Here is a 17,272-nt window from a genome sequence, read left to right as displayed (position 1 = left end):
TTTTGTCAACCATTAAGTTTATATGGTTTTTATCAAGTTCTTTAACTTTTCGCGCTCATCATCTGTAACTCGTTGACCCAAAAAGATTTTTTTCCCATCCTTAATAAAATAAAAAATTGAATGTTTTAGCCTGGTAGGTGGCTCATACTGAAAATTAGTCCAATTTCTCACTAATTCATACTCCTTAATTTTTTTTCTCATGACAAATCTAACTTTTATGTTATGAGGACTGATTAAAATTTCTTCATAAAAAGTACTTTTTAAAGCTGTGATGTAAAGTGCATAACCTAAGATTAAAAATTCAATCCCATAAAAAGGGATGGCCAAATATAAATTAACATAGGTTAAAGCAATTGCTATTAAAAGAATGAAACAGCCGAAATAAATATAAACTTTCTTAATCATGTCCCATGGCATGGCAGGATTAGGTCGAATAATTATTGACTGAGTGTCTTTCTGTTTATCAAATTTATTTTCAATCATCTAATGTATAATTTCGTAGAAGAATGGTGCCGGGAGCGAGAATCGAACTCGCACGCTGTCGCCAGCGCGGGATTTTGAATCCCGTGCGTCTACCAGTTCCGCCATCCCGGCAGAATGGAAATTATAACAAGCTTTCATTAAATGAATATAGAAGAATTTAATTACACACTGCCAGAAGAATTGATCGCACAACACCCGACAGATAAACGGTCCGATAGTCGATTACTGCAGCTCAATCCAAACACTGAAGAAATTATTGATAATAATTTTACAAATTTTTTATCTCTTATAAATCATAACGACCTCCTTGTTTTTAATGATACAAAGGTAATAAAAGCTCGGATCCATGGTCATAAAAAAAGTGGCGGCAAAGTCGAAGTATTGATCGAAAAAATAATCAATCAAAATTCATTTGTTGGTCATATTGGAACATCCAAAAAAATTAATGCTGGATTAGAAATTATGGTCGGTAATTTTAAACTGACGGTAAAAGATCGGGATGAAAATATGTTTATCATCGAGACCAATGATGATATTTTTAACATCATCGATTGTCATGGGAAACTTCCCCTACCCCCATACATTAATAGAGATAACGAGGATTTTGATGATGATCGTTATCAAACTGTTTTTGCTAAACATGATGGCGCTATTGCTGCGCCAACGGCCGGTCTTCATTTTGATGATCAATTTTTTTTAGAATTATCAAAACAAAACTTAAACTTTAGCTTCATCACGCTGCATGTTGGTTCTGGCACATTTCAGCCTGTTCGTAATTCAAATATAACTGACCATAAAATGCATTCGGAAGAATTCATGATTAGCCAAGATGTATATGATCGAATAGAGCAAACAAAAAAAAATGGCGGGAGAATCATTGCGATTGGTACCACTGTTTTGCGGGCTCTGGAATCGGCTTACGCCCAACCCAAGAAAGACTCGAACTTTCAAAAAACTAATATTTTTATTTATCCAGGTTATCAATTTAAAATAGTCGATAGCTTATTCACCAATTTTCACTTACCAAAGAGTACTTTAATTATGTTGGTCTCGGCATTCGCTGGTCATTCGTTTACAATGACAGCCTATGCACATGCTGTTAAAGAAAAGTACCGATTTTTCAGTTACGGTGACGCAATGTTTATTGAACAAAAATTAACCACAGAAGACAAATGAGATACCTAATTTAAATAAGAGAACTTTATATGAGAACCATCTACACCATTTTATTTACACTTTTTATTTCACTTAATATTCAAGCTGAAATACTGCCTGAAGCTAAATTAGAAATGAAGATTCCTTTAGCTAAGGAACCGTCAACACGACCTATGACGGTTGCTTACATTCCTGGTGAAAAAAAGTATTATATTGCCGATGGTGGGTTATCACCTGTTGGGAATGAGCCTTTCTCAAAATCACAAGTTCATGTTTATGATGAAAAGGGAGCCTACATCAAATCATTTTCCCCAGGTTTTGATAATCGTTCAATTTATTACAATGAAAATTCTAAAACTCTAGAGACTGTTACCTACAATGTATCGAGTGCAGCGGGATTTTTTCCAAATACAGGAATCTTCAAGCTTGAACTAGATGATCAGGGGTTACTAACAAACAAGTCTGACACTGTATCAAGATTTTCAGAAACTTTCGGTAGCGCTGGGACTATGCCAACTTACGATGCCAAAAACAATCAGTACTTTGCTAAGCAAGAAAAGAGTAACATTGTTATAGTCATAGATGGGACTTCAAATGACATTAAAAAAGAAATTGCTCTCGATTTTTCTGCTGCTGAAGTTGAGCATCATGACGTGACTGACCATTACGCTGCATTTACAAATGTTCCTGGGCACGAACTCATTTTACTCGACGTAGACCACAAAAGGTTTTTGGTATTCAATTTAGATGGAAAGTTAGTCGGGACTTCAGAGCTTGCAAAGGATTTAAAAATTAGAGCAAAAAATCATTTCAATGGATTAGGATATACCAATAACGGCTTGTTCTTTTTATATATTGATTCTGAAGGTGAGTTTGGTACTTATCACGCATACAAGGTATTGAATTAATTTTATATTTTTGATTTTATAAATTGAACAAGATCGGAAATATTAATCATTTCCGGACTCGATTCTGATCTCGATTTAAATTCTACTTTGTTTTCGTTGAGGCTTTTTTCGCCTATCACTAATCTATTAGGAATGCCTACCAAATCAGATTCTGCAAACATAATTCCTGGACGCGCATCACGGTCATCTAGAATGACATCAATACCACTTTCCAATAAGTCTGCATAAATTTTATTAGCCTGAGCTCTGACCTTGTCATTTTTATGATACCCAATTGGTACAATAATCAATTCAAATGGAGCAATACTTTTTGGCAAGATCATGCCATTCTCATCATTATTTTGCTCGATGGCTGCAGCTACAATTCTTGACACACCAATGCCATAACATCCCATCGTCATGGTTTGAGATTTGCCTTCCTCATTAAGAATCGAGGCTTGCATAGATTCAGAGTATTTCTTTCCTAGTTGAAAGATATGACCTACCTCAATTCCTCTGCAAAATTTAAGCTTACCAGATTCATCAGGGCTGACATCTCCCTCTAACACATTTGTGATATCCACAAATTTTTCAGTATTGATCGATTGAAAGTTTGTGAAGTGATAATGTTCCTCGTTTGCTCCACAGACCATATTTTCCATTTCAATGATGGAGTGATCAAACAACTTTCTGATATGTTCATTCCCCTCAGGCCCAATAAATCCAGGAATTAAACCATGCTTTTTCAGCTCCTCATCTTTTGCCACCCTGAAGCGGTTGCTACCGATTATTTTTTCTAGTTTAACCAGATTAATTTCCCGATTGCCCGGCACAAAACAAATGACCAGCTCATCATCGTGGTTAAAAACGACCGCCTTTAAAATACTTTGTGTATCTATTTTAAAAAACTCTTGAAGAGCCTCTATAGTTGTTATTTCAGGAGTGTGTACTTTTTCATTAGGTACCTTATTTTCTTTGGATGCCTTTTTAAATACCGTTGATGCCTTTTCAATGTTGGCGGCATATTCAGATTGATCAGAATAAGCGATTACATCCTCTCCAGAATCAGCTAACACATGAAATTCATGTGATGCATCACCACCAATCGCCCCAGAGTCAGCAGCTACTGATCTAAATTGAAGACCAATTCTTGAAAAAATTCGATTGTAAGTTTCAAACATCAATTCATACATTTTCTGCAAACAATTTTCATTCGCGTGAAAGGAATAAGCATCTTTCATTAAAAATTCTCTGGCTCGCATTACACCAAAACGAGGACGAATTTCATCACGAAATTTTGTTTGGATCTGATAGAAGTTGATAGGAAGTTGCTTATAACTATTAAGTTCTTTTCGGGCAATGTCGGTGATGACTTCTTCATGTGTCGGGCCAAAACAAAATTCATTCTCATGCCGATCATTTATTTTGAGCATTTGTGGGCCAAATTGCTGCCACCGACCTGTTTCTTGCCATAACTCTGCAGGCTGAATCGCTGGCATCAATAACTCTACCGCCCCAGAAGCATTCATTTCTTCTCTAATAATATTTTCAATTTTTCTTAACACTCTCAAGCCAATCGGCATCCATGTGTAGAGTCCTGAACTCAATCTCTTAACATAGCCAGCTCGAACCATTAATTGATGACTTTTGAGTTCAGCATCTTGAGGAGCCTCTTTCAAAGTTGATATAAAGAATTGACTTGTTTTCATAGATTTAAACCGCCTTTAATGGCCTTCCATAGTTCTTTTTTTAATTCTGCATTTGTACACATTTTTTTTAATGAAGGTAATTGCAAAACATCAGGAGATAAAGATTTAGCTTCATCGGACAATAAAATTTTAACAGAATCCTTAAACGGTTCTGCCAAAAATCCAGAAACACTCATGTTCTGAAATTTAAGTGAGCCTATTCCTTTCAAAAACAAATTAATATTTCTCATTAGGGAAGTACTCTCTGTATCTTGATCTGGAATATCATAAATCATTAATAGTGTTTTGTTATCAACCTCCAGGACGGCGCAATGATAATTTTTTTCTTTAACTTTTGGGGATGAGTCATCGAGCGTATCAAACTTAGATTCATACATTTCAAAAACGTTTAGCAACTCAAGCTCTTTTAGCTGATCGCGTTCATTAAAAATCATGACAAATCTCTTCCCATAATAATGGCATCCTCATAACCCTTTTTGGTCAGGTAATAATTTGGGCGAACTCCAATCTCATTAAAATAAAATTTTTTGTACAAACTGATGGCTGGTACATTTGAAGCTCTAACTTCTAAAAATATGTGTTTGATGCTTTTATTATTGCATTCCCCAATGAGTGCGTCCATTAACTTTGAGGCAACTTGGTTATTCTGCATACTTTTAGTTACGCCAATATTTAAGATTTCACACTCGGGTTGAATGAGTCTTGCCACAATAAAACCAACGATAGTTTCATTTAAGAAAAATAGTTTAAAGAAATGCTTGGCTAATATCGAGTCTTGAAAATTTTTTAAGCTCCACAACTCAACCTCATTTTCTTGTTCAATCACATGCACTTCATTCAAGTCTTCATCTTTTGGATCTTGGATGAATTCCATTATTTATTTTCTTTCGTCAATGGTTTGCGCCACCTTGTTTCGGACATAAATAGGCTGAATTCCATCAAAAGAAAATTTGTCTGGTTGCCGATCCAATGCAATAGAAGCCATGAAGCTAGCCATATTTTTTTTTACATCTTGTTGCTCTAAAGTATAAGACTTGTATCTAGCATTGAAATGATCTTTAAATATTTCATAACCTGAGCCAATAACTGAGAATCTATTCCTAATTTCATCAGGTGGGTTAGGTAATTTATCTGGTGCAGCTAACATAGGTTCTGAGAGAGGAATGATATTTTTATCATCGTTTCTTTTAAAGAACTGCAAATAGACTTCATCCATTCTTGCGTCAATGGTCGATAAAATATAATCGGACTCCGCCATTGATGCAGTCGTTTCTAATGAACTAATTCCTAATAAAGGAATTTTGTAAGAATAAGCCATCCCATAGGCAATGCCACAAGCTATTCTAATCCCAGTGAATGAGCCAGGCCCTGCAGAAAATGCGATCACATCTAAATCTTTAACGGCGATATTCACTTTTTTTAAAATTTTTTGTATTTCGCTCAAGGCGACTGAGGAATGAGTCATACCAGCGTTGAATTCAATATTTTCTTTTACATCTGAATGAACGAGGCATAAAGAAAAGTTTGTAGAAGATGTGTCAATTGCTAGTAGATTCAACGAAGTTCCTCAATAAAATTTAAAACCTGATTATAATCCTCCACCAATTGAAAAGGGGGTAAGGATTTTAAAATTTGTTTTCCGTAATATTTTTTTTGAATTCTGTTATCACCGAGTATTGCCACACCCTTATCAGAAAAATTTCTTATTAACCGACCCATCCCCTGCTTCATCAATAAGGTTGTCATTGGAATTTGAGATTTCATAAAAAAATCTTTTTCATTCAATAAATTTATTTTTGCATCCACGATAGGGTCATCGGGTGATTTAAATGGTAGCTTATCAATAATTAATAGGGTTAAGTTATCCCCTATGAGATCAATACCTTCCCAGAAAGAAAAAGATCCGATCAAGACAGAATTTTGGCTATTTTTAAATTCCTCAATTAACAATTGATTTGGCAACATTCCCTGTCTTAATATATTTAAGGTATCCACATTTCTGTTGTTAAAAAACTCGAACTGATTGGCTACTTGCTCAACACCATTTAATGAGGTTGTTAAGAATAATGTTCTCCCTTTATTTAATTTTATCGCTGGGTAGGCATAATCGACCAAGGATGAAAAAAAATCTTTTTCATTAGGGTTCGGTAAACCCATGGGAATATGTAACAAAGCATTTTTCTCATAGTTAAAGGGGCTTTCAAAGACTCTTGTTTCTATGTCTTTCAATCCTGTTAAATCTTTAAAATAATCAAAATTGTTATTGGTTGTCATTGTTGCCGAGGTAAATACCATCGAGTCACTGGAGGCTGTTGTTTTTGAAAAAATTCCCTTGACATCAATTGGGGTGATATGAATGGATATCGAGTTATTAAACTTTTCCAACCAAAGTGCATTTTTTTTCTCTGAGGGATTAATGATATTTTTTAAAAGCTCAATAAAATTATTAAGCTCTTTGATTGAAGCATCTATATCTTTATTAATAAATCCCGGCTCTTTAATAGCATTAATGAGCTCCTCAAGGTTATTCATAATTTCAATTAAGTGATCTTTGAAAGTTGTCAGTTGACTGAGTTTATACAAAGAAATTTTTTGCGGCTCATCTTTGACCAAATCTAGGAGCTGAGATATTGAAAAATTATATCGATTGAAAATCATCGAAAAATTTTCCAAGCCAATAACTGAATTTTTTAAATGATTAATGAGATCATCAAGAACGCGATTCAATTTTAGGGAAGAGAATATTTTACTGGAGTAGAGCATCGCTAAATCAATTAAATTATGCGCCTCATCAAAAACAATGACATCTGACTTTGGTAATAAGTTATTGGCATCATCATTTTCATTAAAAAAATCTGAAAAAAATAAGTGATGATTAACTATAATAACCTCAGCAGAATGTGCTCTCCTCCTTGCTTTATTTACAAAACAATCATTACTAAACTTGCAATCGCCAAAGAGACAATTCTCACTCGTTGATGTGACGGCATGAGTTATATTCCCTGAAAAATTTTTTTTTAATTCTGCAACATCGCCGGTATTAGTTTTTTTTAACAAACCTTCAACATCAGAAAATATTGAAGCATCAGCTTTTGAAAAAAACATCTTGTTGTGATTGTTGATTCGATGATGACACAGATAATTAGACCGTCCTTTTAATATAGAAACATTGAAATTGAGCTTCAATGCTTTTTGAAGGATTGGAAAATCTTTCTCTAATAATTGTTCCTGAAGGTTCTTTGTTGCTGTAGAGATAATAATTTTTTTATTTTGGCGCACCAGCGGTAATAAATAGCCCAAGGTCTTGCCTATGCCTGTTCCAGCCTCTATGACCACTGTTTTTTTTAATGTAACTGATTCGTCGATGAACTGAGCCATTTGAACCTGACCATCTCTTTTTTGATAGTTAGAAAGATGGCTGGCCAATGGACCTTTTTCATCAAAAAAATGATCGAAAAAGTTTGGTTTATCTAACATTATCTACGTGGCCCAAACTTCTATCTGGATCGATCAAGTCTCTTATTCTTTGTTTAATAATAGCGACATCAATAAAACCATTTTCCTCTTTTTTTGAGAAGATTAAACTTTGATTACAAGTAATATCAAAAACACCCGATTCAGAAGGAACTAACGTTACAGATAACAAGTCGGATTCAAAAGTGCTTAATAATTCCTGAGATATCCATGTGGCTCTAGATAACCATTTACATTTAGGGCAAAACTTGATTTCGATATAATGTTTTTTTTGCATAAGTAGTCAATCATTCGTCAGAGATCTGATGTAATATTGTACATGTTTAAAGTTAGTCATTTATTTAAGGTTTGGTATGAAAAATAAATTTAAGAGTCTTACTCTCATCACCTTCGGACTTGTCTTCGGTATCTTAATCAGTGTTAACCTATCTGTGTTTGCTGATAAAAAGAGTGAGGCTAAAAAGCTTCCCGTTGAAGATTTAAGAATTTTTGCTGAGGTATTTGGCAAAATTAAAGCAGACTATGTTGAAGAGGTTGAAGATAAACAACTATTGACTGAGGCACTCAATGGAATGCTAGCTGGACTTGACCCTCATTCTACCTTCCTAGATCAAGATCACTTTAAGGAAATGCAACAAGGAACAGCAGGAGAATTTGGTGGGCTAGGAATTGAAGTGGGCATGGAAGATGGTTTTGTCAAGGTCATATCTCCGATTGAAGATACCCCAGCATTCAAAGCTGGATTGCAAAGCGGTGACCTTATTATTAAGTTAGATGACAAATCAACCAAAGGTATGTCCTTAAATGATGCGGTAAAGATCATGAGAGGTAAGCCAGGAACTTCATTAAACGTTCAGATTTTAAGAAAAGGGAAAGATACACCTTTTGACGTAAAAATTACTCGCGCACAAATTAAAAGTCAAAGTGTCAAAGCTAAATTGATTCAGGAAGATTATGGATACATTCGCGTAACTCAATTCCAAGAGAGAACCGGTGAGGATGTTGCCAAATCGATCAATAAACTTTTTGATGAAAACAAAAAGCCATTAAATGGCCTTGTGCTTGATATGCGAAATAATCCTGGTGGGCTTCTTAATGCTGCCGTGGCGGTTTCAGCAGCCTTCATCCCTGAGGGTGAGCTTGTTGTTTATACTGAGGGACGAGCTAGGGATTCAAAAATGCACTTAACTGCAATCCCAGAAAATTTTATTCGTGACCCAAAAAACAATTACATAGAAAAATTACCAAGTGAAATTAAAAAGACCCCTTTAGTCGTACTTGTAAATAATGGTTCTGCATCTGCATCAGAAATTGTTGCCGGCGCCCTCCAAGATCACAAAAGAGCCTTGATTGTTGGTACGAAAAGCTTTGGTAAGGGTTCGGTACAAAGTATTTTACCGATGAATAACGGTACAGCAATCAAACTCACTACTGCTAGGTACTTTACTCCTAATGGTCGTTCAATTCAGGCTAAAGGTATTGACCCTGACATTGTTGTTGAAGATGGCTTTAGTGGTTTAATGTCTCGTGAAGCTGATCTGAGCCAACACTTGTCTAACCCAGAAGACAAAGACTCAAATGATGAGAATGCAAATTCAGAGGAACCTCAAAATGATGAAAAACAAAAAACATCAACCAAAGCTGATGATGGAGGAGAAGCTCTGAAAAGCTTTAAACCAGTCGAGTTTGGTACCGCTGAAGATAAGCAATTTCAAGAAGCTTTGAATATCTTAAAAGGTATAGATATTTATAAGAAAATTAATTAAATCATGATTGATAAGATAATTTCTGAAGTTGATTTCGCCCTAAAGCTTTTTACTGTGCCACAAAAAGGTTTAAGAACCTCTCCTTCAGAAAATGTTTCGAACAGCAATCATGAACTTTCTGATGATGACATAAAACAAACTGCTCGATTGATGAGAGTCAACCACACCGGCGAAGTTTGTGCACAAGCCCTTTACAGAGGCCAACTCTTTTTTAATTCTGATAAAGTCACTGGAAAAGCTTTAAAGCATGCTGCCTTTGAAGAGATCGATCACCTCAATTGGTGTGAGCAACGTATAGAGGAATTAGGAGGAAAGACAAGTTATCTCAATCCAATATTTTATATGAGCTCTTTTAGTCTTGGAGCTATTGCAGGAAAGATTGATAATAAATTTAATTTAGGTTTTCTTGAGGAAACTGAAAAACAAGTCACCGCTCACCTTGAAAGGCACATAAAAAAAATATCAAAAAATGATAAAAAAACGCATGCTATTTTAGAACAAATGAAATATGATGAGCAGTGTCATCAGAAAACAGCCAAATCACTTGGCTCAAAAGAGCTTCCAAGCTTTTTTCAGAAAATAATGAATGCAAGTTCTAAGCTGATGACTAAAACAACCTATTGGATTTAAATTAATGCAAAACTTTAAAGAAATATTAGAAACGCTCAACTCTGCAGATCATATTAAAGAGATTCAGTTGTTTCATGATGAAGAGCTTCACGGGGTGATTGCAAGCAAACCAGGCTCAATGGGTTCTATCAAAGTTTATTACCACTTATATGAAACTTTTGGTGTAATCAACAGTGATGCTGCCATGGAAGGGATTGATCTATACGCAGAACATACTGAGGATGCTCAAAATAATCCAGGGAAACACCCAAATATTGATAGGTTACTCGATGTTATTGATTCAGATATAATTCTACAAGTTAAAATAATCGAAAATTAATTTTTTCAAGTCGCAATAATTTCATACCCATGCGTGATATTTACACTCTTACTAAGCATTATTGATGCTGAACAGTACTTAGTGGCAGATAACTCAATTGCTCGAGCCACCTTTTTTTCATTTAAATCTTTTCCAGTGACTTTGAAGTGGATGTGAATGTCCGTAAATACCTTTGGAACTGTTTCTGCTCGCTTAGATGAAATGACTGCCTGACAGGCGGTCACATCTTGTCGGGATTTCTTTAAAATAGTCACCACATCAAATGATGTGCAACCCCCCATGCCAGATAACAGAACCTCCATTGGCCTCATGCCCAGGTCCTTTCCTCCAAGATCCTCTGGACCATCCATTAACAAACTATGTTGAGATTCAGATTCAGCCTTAAAACAAACACCTTGCTCCCAAGTTACGGTCAAATTCATCTTAATTTAACCCTAGCAATTCAACATCAAAAATTAAATCACTATTCGGTGGAATAACCCCTCCTGCACCTCTTGATCCATATCCTAAATCTGATGGAATAATAATTGTTCTTTTGCCACCGATTTTCATACCTTGAACCCCGATATCCCAACCTTTAATGACTTGCCCTATGCCTAAAGTGAATTCTAGTGGGTCATTTCGATCAAGTGAACTGTCAAATTTTTCACCTTTATTATCCTTTTTACTTGCATCGTATAACCATCCTGTGTAATGAACTTTGACAATAAGTCCAGGCTCAGCCTCTCTTCCATCTCCGACTAAATTATCAATGAGCTGCAATCCCTTGTCGTAGACCTTAGCAGATTCTTGTTCCATACTTTTTTCCTTATCTCCTATTAATTCAATTGAAAAAACTGATGACGTCATGATTAAAAAAATCAAAAAATAATATTTCATATAAATCCCTAATTAGTTTTAATGTTGATGCAAATAATCTAGGCTTTGTTCAATGAACTTTAAGAAGGATTGATATTGAGGTCCATTTAGTACGAATGTTACTATATATTCCTCGCCCTTGCTTGACTTCATAAAACCTGACAAAGCAAATACATTTTTAAGACGCCCAGTTTTAAGATGAGTTGCATTGGAAAAAGATTTTTCTTTAAACATAGACTTTAATGTGCCATCGATACCTGCAATTGGAAGTGAGCTGATAATTTCTGATTTCCAGTCAGATTCTTCAATAAACGCCAAGATTTCTTGGAATAAAAAAGTATTAGCATGACTGCTTCGTGATAACCCAGCCCCATTCTCTATAAAAAATTCATTGGCACTGATTCCCTTCTTTTCAAACCAGCTTTTAAAATAAATATCGACGTTAAACTCATCAGCGTCAAACTCTGTCTTTTGTTTCATTGCAGTCAACGCAAGGTTTCTTGAAAATAGATTAAGGCTGTACTTATTCATCTGATACATCAACTGATTCAAAGGATCTGAAAAATGCTCATCTAGCAATACAAAACTATTTAATTCTTCATCAGCAAAGCCTTGCTTTTGTATTTCACCAGCAAATTCAATCTCCACCTCGTCTAAAATATTGCTGATGGCAACTTTCATGTATTCATCCTGATCCAATGCATTCAGGTATAAAGATTTATTTTTACACTCCTTGCTAAAAGATCCATTAAGGCTGATCTGCATCGATTCATCCGTAAATATCACTTCAGGTTGAATCTTGGACTTCCAATCCTCACACGCTTCCTTTGTTATCTTTAAATTATTAACAACTTCTATTCCCTCAATAAAAGGTTTGTTATAAAGGCTCACATTATTATCCTGATTCAAAAATTGAATCTCAATCGCCCCTGCTTCAATCAATAAGGACTTAGGTTGGACGTTATAAGCTCGATAGCTTAGATCATCAATGTATTCTCGGTTTGGTTGCAATTTAAAGTATGAATCATCTAAAAAGACATTGCCTGTAATTTGATTAATTCCTCTCGCCTTAAGTTTATAAAAAATATCTTTTAAATTTTCAATTGATAGAGTTGGATCGCCCTCCCCTTTGATAATCAAATCTCCTGCAAGTGTATTCTCCTTGATTTGTTTGCTTGAGAAGAATAATGTTCGAAATTTAAAATCTGGGCCTAATTCATCGAGTGCAATGGTGGCGGTAACCAACTTATTTACTGATGCAAAATTAAATGATTTATCAGCATCTTTACTCCATGATTCACCTGTTGAGATATTTTTTATAGAGTAAGCAAAATCTTGCGGGTTAATTTTATTTTTAATGGCAAGTTCTTGAGAATATGCTGTTGTGACAAAAAAACTAATGATTAAAAGAAAACGTATCATTTAATATCCATCTGCAGTTTTTTTAATATTTTCTCTAAAACCTTTACTACAAATTTTATATCAGACAAAGTGCTTGTGTAAGGGGGCATAATGTAAACACATCTGCCAATCGGTCTGATTAATAATCCTTCCTCCCGAGCTAAAGACTCAAAATTAATAGACTCCTGAGTTTCTGGTAAATCAAAACGCCAAATCATACCGATATTAAAAAAATTTCTAATATTATATTTTGCTAACTTCATCATGATCTGATTAAACAGCTTAGACTTCTCATTTACCTTATCCATGCTCAACTTTTTATCAAAATAATCTAGGGTTGCAATGGCTGCAGAACATGCAAGAGGATTCCCAGTAAAACTATGAGAGTGTAGAAAGTTTTTCTCAACATCTGGGTTTAAAAACTCTTGATATATTTTTTTGGATACAAGTGTAGCCGCTAAGGGAAGATAACCTCCAGACAAACCTTTTGATAAACACATAATGTCTGGTTTGATATTGGCGTGCTGACATGCAAACATTTTACCTGTGCGGCCAAAACCAACAGCGATCTCATCTGCAATAAGATGAATATCAAGCTTAGAACATAATGCTCTTAATTTTTTCAAGTAAATGGGGTGGTAATAATTCATGCCTGAGGCACATTGAAGAATCGGCTCAATAATCAATCCAGCAATTTTTTTATGATGTTTATTTAAAATTACTTCTGCTTTTTTAAAACTCTCTAATGCAAACTCTTTAAGTTTTTTTTTAGATTCATAATTTTTTGGAGACGGATTGGGAAGAATAATATTTTTATTTAACAATGAATGATAATTCTTAGAAAAAATATCAACGTCTGTCACAGATAAAGCTCCCAAGGTTTCTCCATGATAGCTATTTTCAATTAGAGCAAATTTTGTTTTCTTCTGTCCCCTATTTCTCCAATAGTGGTAACTCACTTTTAAAGCAACCTCGACCGCGCTAGATCCATCACTGGAATAAAAACAGTGATCCATATTTGCCAGCGCATTGAGTCTTTTAGATAAATCAATTACAGGTTGATGGGTCATGCCTGACAACATTACATGCTCAATTTTATTAAGCTGGTTAGTGATATTTTTTTTTAAATAAGAATTATTATGACCAAACAAATTTACCCACCATGAGCTTATGGCATCAAAATACCCTTTGCCATCCACTGATCTTAACCAGCTCTTGTTGCCTGATTCAATAACAATTAAATTTTGATCATTGTACTGATCCATTCTTGAACATGGATGCCAGACATTATCGATGCTCTCTTTAATTATTTTTCTACTGACCTTGCTCATTGTCTCTTAAGGGGCTGGATTCATTACTGATAAATGAATTTGTTCTATTTCATCTAATATGTCATCCGATAGCTCTATAGAATAACTTTTAACATTCTCTTTTAGCTGATTAAGCGATGTTGCTCCTAAAATGGTTGATGTCATGAACCATTGCGACCTAACAAAAGCAAGAGACATTTCTGTCAAAGATAGATGATGCTTCTTTGCCAATTGAGCATATTGTTTGACTGCATACCTTACCCCAGGCTTATCAAATCTTTTTGCATAACCTGGAAAAAGATTGACCCTGCCAACTGCTTTTTCATCTTCAATATATTTACCTGTAAGATATCCAAAAGCTAAGGGGGAGTATGCTAAAAAACTCAATTGTTCACGATATAAAATCTCAGTTATGCCAAACTCTGCTGTGCGATTTAATAGACTATAGCTATTCTGTAATGCACTTATAATAGGTAACTTATGTTGTCTTGCAATTCTAAAAAATTCCATTAAACCCCACGGCTGTTCATTCGAAAGTGCAATTGTTCTAATTTTTCCTGACTCAATTAATTTTGACAGAGTTGTAAGTTGATCATAAATACTCACCCAAGGAATTTGCTTACCACCCTTTTGATCTCCTTCTGGGTCGAATTTATATTGTCCAAACATGGGAACGTTTCTTTCAGGCCAATGAAGGTAGTAAATATCTATGTACTCTGTTTTTAGTCTTTTGAGTGACGCATCCACTGCATTCACAATATTTTCTTCATTTAAGGAAGATGGGCCACCACGTATCCAGTCTAACTTTCGTCTAGGACCAGCCACCTTGCTTGAAATAATTATTTTTTCGCGATCCTGGGTTTGCAACCAATCTCCCAGGATAGATTCAGTTTTAGTATAGGTGTCTGCTTTAGGAGGAACTGGGTATAATTCAGCTATATCAATTGAATTTATGCCAACATCTAAAGCAAAATCCAACTGTTCATATGCCTCAATTTTGCTATTTTGGTCTCCAAACGTCATGGTGCCTAGAGTTAGTGGTGATATTTTGATATTACTATTACTTAATTGGCGATAATCGGTCGCTGAAAACATAAAAAACCTTTTTTTTTGATAATTACCCTTGAAATTGAGAACAATCGTCCCTATTATTAGCACTCTTAGTTATAGAGTGCTAATTTATAACTAACATAATAACAAGAATACACTATTAGGAGATCTAACAAATGAAAATTCGTCCTTTACATGACCGTGTAATAGTAAAACGTGTTGAAGAAGAACGTACAACTGCCTCAGGAATTGTCATTCCTGAAAGTGCTTCAGCAGAAAAACCTGATCAAGGCGTTATTGAAGCTGTTGGCAACGGCAAAATCCTGGAAGACGGAAATACCAAAACGCTTGACGTTAAGGTTGGAGACAAGGTTCTTTTTGGTAAGTATGCAGGGCAATCGGTTAAAGTTGATGGTGAAGAGCTTCTAGTTATGCGTGAAGACGACATCATGGCAATCATTGAATAATTTATAACTAATTACGGAGAAATATAATGGCAGCAAAAGATGTAAGATTTGGTGATGATGTTCGCCAAAAAATGGTAAAAGGAGTAAACACTCTCGCCAATGCAGTTAAAGTTACTCTAGGTCCTAAAGGTCGCAATGTTGTTCTAGAAAGATCTTTTGGAGCACCAACGATCACTAAGGATGGTGTATCAGTTGCTAAAGAAATCGAATTAAATGACAAATTTGAAAACATGGGTGCCCAAATGGTAAAAGAGGTTGCATCCAAAACATCAGACAATGCAGGTGATGGTACAACTACTGCTACTGTCCTGGCTCAGGCGATTGTTCGTGAGGGCATGAAGGCAGTGGCTGCAGGCATGAACCCAATGGACCTCAAAAGAGGAATAGATAAAGCTGTAGAAACTGGCGTAGGTGAGCTTCATAAGTTAAGCAAGCCTTGTAATACAAGTAAAGAAATTGCTCAAGTTGGATCAATTTCTGCAAACTCTGATGAGTCAGTTGGTCAGATTATCGCTGATGCAATGGATAAGGTTGGTAAAGAAGGTGTGATTACTGTTGAAGATGGATCTGGTCTAAGCAATGAACTGGATGTTGTTGAAGGTATGCAATTTGACCGCGGTTATCTATCACCATACTTCATTAATAACAATGAAAGACAGATTGCACTGCTTGATGATCCTTATGTACTTTTACACGACAAAAAAATCGCAAACATAAAAGATCTTCTACCGACTTTAGAACAAGTAGCAAAAACAAGCAAACCATTACTGATTATTGCTGAGGAAATTGAAGGTGAAGCTTTAGCAACATTAGTTGTTAACAATATTCGTGGAACAATCAAAACTGTTGCAGTGAAAGCTCCTGGCTTTGGTGATAGAAGAAAAGCAATGCTTGAAGATATTGCTATCCTTACCGGTGGTACAGTAATTTCTGATGAAGTTGGTCTTACCTTAGAGAATGTGAAGCTTGAAGATCTTGGCCAAGCAAAGCGTATCGAGGTAGGTAAAGAAAATACGATCATTATTGATGGTGCAGGCAAGGCAGATACTATTAAATCACGTATTGAAACTATCAAAACGCAAATTGCTGAGTCAACCAGTGATTATGATAAAGAAAAACTTCAAGAGCGAGTAGCTAAACTTGCTGGTGGTGTTGCAGTGATTAAAGTTGGCGCGGCCACTGAAGTTGAAATGAAAGAGAAAAAAGCTCGGGTTGAAGATGCGCTTCATGCAACTCGTGCTGCAGTTGAAGAAGGTATTGTTCCTGGAGGTGGCGTTGCATTACTTAGAGTTCAAGATGCAATCTCAAAAACAAAAGGTAGCAATCCTGAACAAGATGCAGGTATACAAATTGTTGTTCGAGCCATTGAAGAACCACTTCGTCAAATTGTTACAAATGCAGGTGAAGAAGCATCTGTTGTTATCAACAATGTGAAATCTGAAAAAGGTAACAATGGTTACAATGCAGCCAACGATACTTATGGTGACATGGTAGCCATGGGTGTTTTAGATCCGACTAAAGTAACCCGCTCAGCATTGCAGAATGCTGCATCTGTAGCTGGCTTGATGCTAACGACTGATTGCATGATTGCTGAACTACCAAAAGAAGATGCGCCAGCAGCTCCTGATATGGGCGGTATGGGCGGTATGGGTGGTATGGGTGGTATGGGTGGTATGCCAGGCATGATGTAAGTCACATATCCTATTATTAGGATACAAAAAAGGGCCTCGTATGAGGCCCTTTCTTTTTTCTGGTGCATTGGG

18 protein-coding genes, 1 tRNA gene and 1 pseudogene are annotated in these 17,272 nt (G+C 35.6%); 7 read left to right on the top strand and 13 right to left on the bottom strand.

The genetic code is table 11. The annotated features are described in order from the left end of the window. Positions 1 to 18 precede the first annotated feature (18 nt). Together UZ34_01090 and UZ34_01085 are read right to left on the bottom strand one after the other, a co-directional pair. Positions 19 to 483: a hypothetical protein gene (locus tag UZ34_01090; GenBank protein ID AKO64073.1), complete on the bottom strand. Its 465-nt coding sequence runs from the start codon at positions 481 to 483 to the stop codon at positions 19 to 21. A gap of 24 nt (positions 484 to 507) precedes the next feature. Beyond that, positions 508 to 594, bottom strand: a tRNA-Leu gene (locus UZ34_01085). A gap of 30 nt (positions 595 to 624) precedes the next feature. Here UZ34_01085 and UZ34_01080 point away from each other — a divergent pair. Next, complete coding sequence (locus UZ34_01080) at positions 625 to 1,659, top strand: S-adenosylmethionine tRNA ribosyltransferase (protein AKO64072.1); 1,035 nt, start codon at positions 625 to 627, stop codon at positions 1,657 to 1,659. Positions 1,660 to 1,688: 29 nt separating this feature from the next. After that, positions 1,689 to 2,546 carry a prolyl-tRNA synthetase gene (locus tag UZ34_01075; protein AKO64071.1) on the top strand — a complete coding sequence of 286 codons (858 nt, stop codon included), beginning with the start codon at positions 1,689 to 1,691 and terminating at the stop codon, positions 2,544 to 2,546. Between the two features lie 2 nt (positions 2,547 to 2,548). Here the strand turns inward: UZ34_01075 and UZ34_01070 are convergent, their stop codons facing one another. The 6 genes and pseudogenes from UZ34_01070 to UZ34_01045 form a co-directional block, all read right to left on the bottom strand. Then, positions 2,549 to 4,234, bottom strand: coding sequence for a proline--tRNA ligase (locus UZ34_01070; protein ID AKO64070.1), 1,686 nt, complete (start codon positions 4,232 to 4,234; stop codon positions 2,549 to 2,551). Continuing rightward, positions 4,231 to 4,668, bottom strand: a complete 438-nt coding sequence (locus UZ34_01065; GenBank protein AKO64069.1) for a hypothetical protein — start codon at positions 4,666 to 4,668, stop codon at positions 4,231 to 4,233. The genes UZ34_01070 and UZ34_01065 overlap by 4 nt, the downstream gene beginning before the upstream one ends. Next, positions 4,665 to 5,108 (bottom strand): hypothetical protein, encoded by a 444-nt coding sequence (locus UZ34_01060; GenBank protein ID AKO64068.1) that lies wholly within the window; start codon positions 5,106 to 5,108, stop codon positions 4,665 to 4,667. The genes UZ34_01065 and UZ34_01060 overlap by 4 nt, the downstream gene beginning before the upstream one ends. A 246-nt stretch (positions 5,109 to 5,354) precedes the next feature. Further along, positions 5,355 to 5,792 (bottom strand): annotated as a pseudogene (locus tag UZ34_01055) (hypothetical protein). Continuing rightward, positions 5,789 to 7,711 (bottom strand): hypothetical protein, encoded by a 1,923-nt coding sequence (locus UZ34_01050; protein ID AKO64067.1) that lies wholly within the window; start codon positions 7,709 to 7,711, stop codon positions 5,789 to 5,791. The pseudogene UZ34_01055 and the gene UZ34_01050 overlap by 4 nt, the downstream one beginning before the upstream one ends. Beyond that, positions 7,701 to 7,985, bottom strand: coding sequence for a selenoprotein (locus UZ34_01045; protein ID AKO64066.1), 285 nt, complete (start codon positions 7,983 to 7,985; stop codon positions 7,701 to 7,703). Before UZ34_01045 ends, UZ34_01050 begins: the two co-directional genes overlap by 11 nt. Before the next feature lie 76 nt (positions 7,986 to 8,061). Between UZ34_01045 and UZ34_01040 the strand changes: the two genes are divergently transcribed. From UZ34_01040 to UZ34_01030, 3 genes are read left to right on the top strand one after another with little or no spacing between them, the layout of a single operon-like run. Next, positions 8,062 to 9,474 carry a peptidase S41 gene (locus tag UZ34_01040; protein ID AKO64065.1) on the top strand — a complete coding sequence of 471 codons (1,413 nt, stop codon included), beginning with the start codon at positions 8,062 to 8,064 and terminating at the stop codon, positions 9,472 to 9,474. A gap of 3 nt (positions 9,475 to 9,477) precedes the next feature. After that, positions 9,478 to 10,104 (top strand): ubiquinone biosynthesis protein, encoded by a 627-nt coding sequence (locus UZ34_01035; GenBank protein AKO64064.1) that lies wholly within the window; start codon positions 9,478 to 9,480, stop codon positions 10,102 to 10,104. A 4-nt stretch (positions 10,105 to 10,108) separates the two neighbouring features. Beyond that, positions 10,109 to 10,423 carry a hypothetical protein gene (locus UZ34_01030; protein AKO64063.1) on the top strand — a complete coding sequence of 105 codons (315 nt, stop codon included), beginning with the start codon at positions 10,109 to 10,111 and terminating at the stop codon, positions 10,421 to 10,423. Positions 10,424 to 10,428: 5 nt separating this feature from the next. On the opposite strand, the gene UZ34_01025 is transcribed toward UZ34_01030, so the two are convergent. The 5 genes from UZ34_01025 to tas all read right to left on the bottom strand — a co-directional run bounded on the left by UZ34_01025 (position 10,429) and on the right by tas (position 15,087). Next, positions 10,429 to 10,845 (bottom strand): peroxiredoxin, encoded by a 417-nt coding sequence (locus tag UZ34_01025; GenBank protein AKO64062.1) that lies wholly within the window; start codon positions 10,843 to 10,845, stop codon positions 10,429 to 10,431. A gap of 1 nt (position 10,846) precedes the next feature. Further along, positions 10,847 to 11,221: a peptidylprolyl isomerase gene (locus tag UZ34_01020; GenBank protein AKO65121.1), complete on the bottom strand. Its 375-nt coding sequence runs from the start codon at positions 11,219 to 11,221 to the stop codon at positions 10,847 to 10,849. Between the two features lie 99 nt (positions 11,222 to 11,320). After that, entirely contained in the window at positions 11,321 to 12,703 is a 1,383-nt protein-coding gene (locus UZ34_01015) for a hypothetical protein (protein AKO64061.1), read from the bottom strand. Continuing rightward, positions 12,700 to 14,013: a hypothetical protein gene (locus tag UZ34_01010; protein AKO64060.1), complete on the bottom strand. Its 1,314-nt coding sequence runs from the start codon at positions 14,011 to 14,013 to the stop codon at positions 12,700 to 12,702. Before UZ34_01010 ends, UZ34_01015 begins: the two co-directional genes overlap by 4 nt. Before the next feature lie 6 nt (positions 14,014 to 14,019). Continuing rightward, positions 14,020 to 15,087 carry an aldo/keto reductase gene (tas, locus tag UZ34_01005; protein AKO64059.1) on the bottom strand — a complete coding sequence of 356 codons (1,068 nt, stop codon included), beginning with the start codon at positions 15,085 to 15,087 and terminating at the stop codon, positions 14,020 to 14,022. Positions 15,088 to 15,218: 131 nt separating this feature from the next. Between tas and UZ34_01000 the strand changes: the two genes are divergently transcribed. Together UZ34_01000 and groEL are read left to right on the top strand one after the other, a co-directional pair. Further along, positions 15,219 to 15,509, top strand: a complete 291-nt coding sequence (locus UZ34_01000; GenBank protein ID AKO64058.1) for a molecular chaperone GroES — start codon at positions 15,219 to 15,221, stop codon at positions 15,507 to 15,509. 26 nt (positions 15,510 to 15,535) lie between these two features. After that, positions 15,536 to 17,200 carry a molecular chaperone GroEL gene (gene groEL, locus UZ34_00995; GenBank protein ID AKO64057.1) on the top strand — a complete coding sequence of 555 codons (1,665 nt, stop codon included), beginning with the start codon at positions 15,536 to 15,538 and terminating at the stop codon, positions 17,198 to 17,200. Positions 17,201 to 17,272: the final 72 nt, after the last annotated feature.

Source organism: Methylophilales bacterium MBRSF5 (assembly GCA_001044335.1).
In the GTDB taxonomy this organism is placed as follows: Bacteria; Pseudomonadota; Gammaproteobacteria; order Burkholderiales; family Methylophilaceae; genus BACL14.
Note: the sequence above shows the minus strand (reverse complement) of the source record. Positions and strands in the feature narration are given on the sequence as shown.

Excerpts from the sequence above, each read along its gene's own strand:
- UZ34_01035 (AKO64064.1), top strand. The coding sequence starts at position 9,478 with ATGATTGATAAGATAATTTCTGAAGTTGATTTCGCCCTAAAGCTTTTT.
- groEL (AKO64057.1), top strand. The coding sequence starts at position 15,536 with ATGGCAGCAAAAGATGTAAGATTTGGTGATGATGTTCGCCAAAAAATG.
- UZ34_01010 (AKO64060.1), bottom strand. The coding sequence starts at position 14,013 with ATGAGCAAGGTCAGTAGAAAAATAATTAAAGAGAGCATCGATAATGTC.
- UZ34_01045 (AKO64066.1), bottom strand. The coding sequence starts at position 7,985 with ATGCAAAAAAAACATTATATCGAAATCAAGTTTTGCCCTAAATGTAAA.
- UZ34_01030 (AKO64063.1), top strand. The coding sequence starts at position 10,109 with ATGCAAAACTTTAAAGAAATATTAGAAACGCTCAACTCTGCAGATCAT.
- UZ34_01070 (AKO64070.1), bottom strand. The coding sequence starts at position 4,234 with ATGAAAACAAGTCAATTCTTTATATCAACTTTGAAAGAGGCTCCTCAA.
- UZ34_01020 (AKO65121.1), bottom strand. The coding sequence starts at position 11,221 with ATGGAACAAGAATCTGCTAAGGTCTACGACAAGGGATTGCAGCTCATT.
- UZ34_01040 (AKO64065.1), top strand. The coding sequence starts at position 8,062 with ATGAAAAATAAATTTAAGAGTCTTACTCTCATCACCTTCGGACTTGTC.
- UZ34_01090 (AKO64073.1), bottom strand. The coding sequence starts at position 483 with ATGATTGAAAATAAATTTGATAAACAGAAAGACACTCAGTCAATAATT.
- UZ34_01060 (AKO64068.1), bottom strand. The coding sequence starts at position 5,108 with ATGGAATTCATCCAAGATCCAAAAGATGAAGACTTGAATGAAGTGCAT.
- UZ34_01025 (AKO64062.1), bottom strand. The coding sequence starts at position 10,845 with ATGAATTTGACCGTAACTTGGGAGCAAGGTGTTTGTTTTAAGGCTGAA.
- UZ34_01065 (AKO64069.1), bottom strand. The coding sequence starts at position 4,668 with ATGATTTTTAATGAACGCGATCAGCTAAAAGAGCTTGAGTTGCTAAAC.
- UZ34_01050 (AKO64067.1), bottom strand. The coding sequence starts at position 7,711 with ATGTTAGATAAACCAAACTTTTTCGATCATTTTTTTGATGAAAAAGGT.
- UZ34_01015 (AKO64061.1), bottom strand. The coding sequence starts at position 12,703 with ATGATACGTTTTCTTTTAATCATTAGTTTTTTTGTCACAACAGCATAT.
- UZ34_01075 (AKO64071.1), top strand. The coding sequence starts at position 1,689 with ATGAGAACCATCTACACCATTTTATTTACACTTTTTATTTCACTTAAT.
- UZ34_01080 (AKO64072.1), top strand. The coding sequence starts at position 625 with ATGAATATAGAAGAATTTAATTACACACTGCCAGAAGAATTGATCGCA.
- UZ34_01000 (AKO64058.1), top strand. The coding sequence starts at position 15,219 with ATGAAAATTCGTCCTTTACATGACCGTGTAATAGTAAAACGTGTTGAA.
- tas (AKO64059.1), bottom strand. The coding sequence starts at position 15,087 with ATGTTTTCAGCGACCGATTATCGCCAATTAAGTAATAGTAATATCAAA.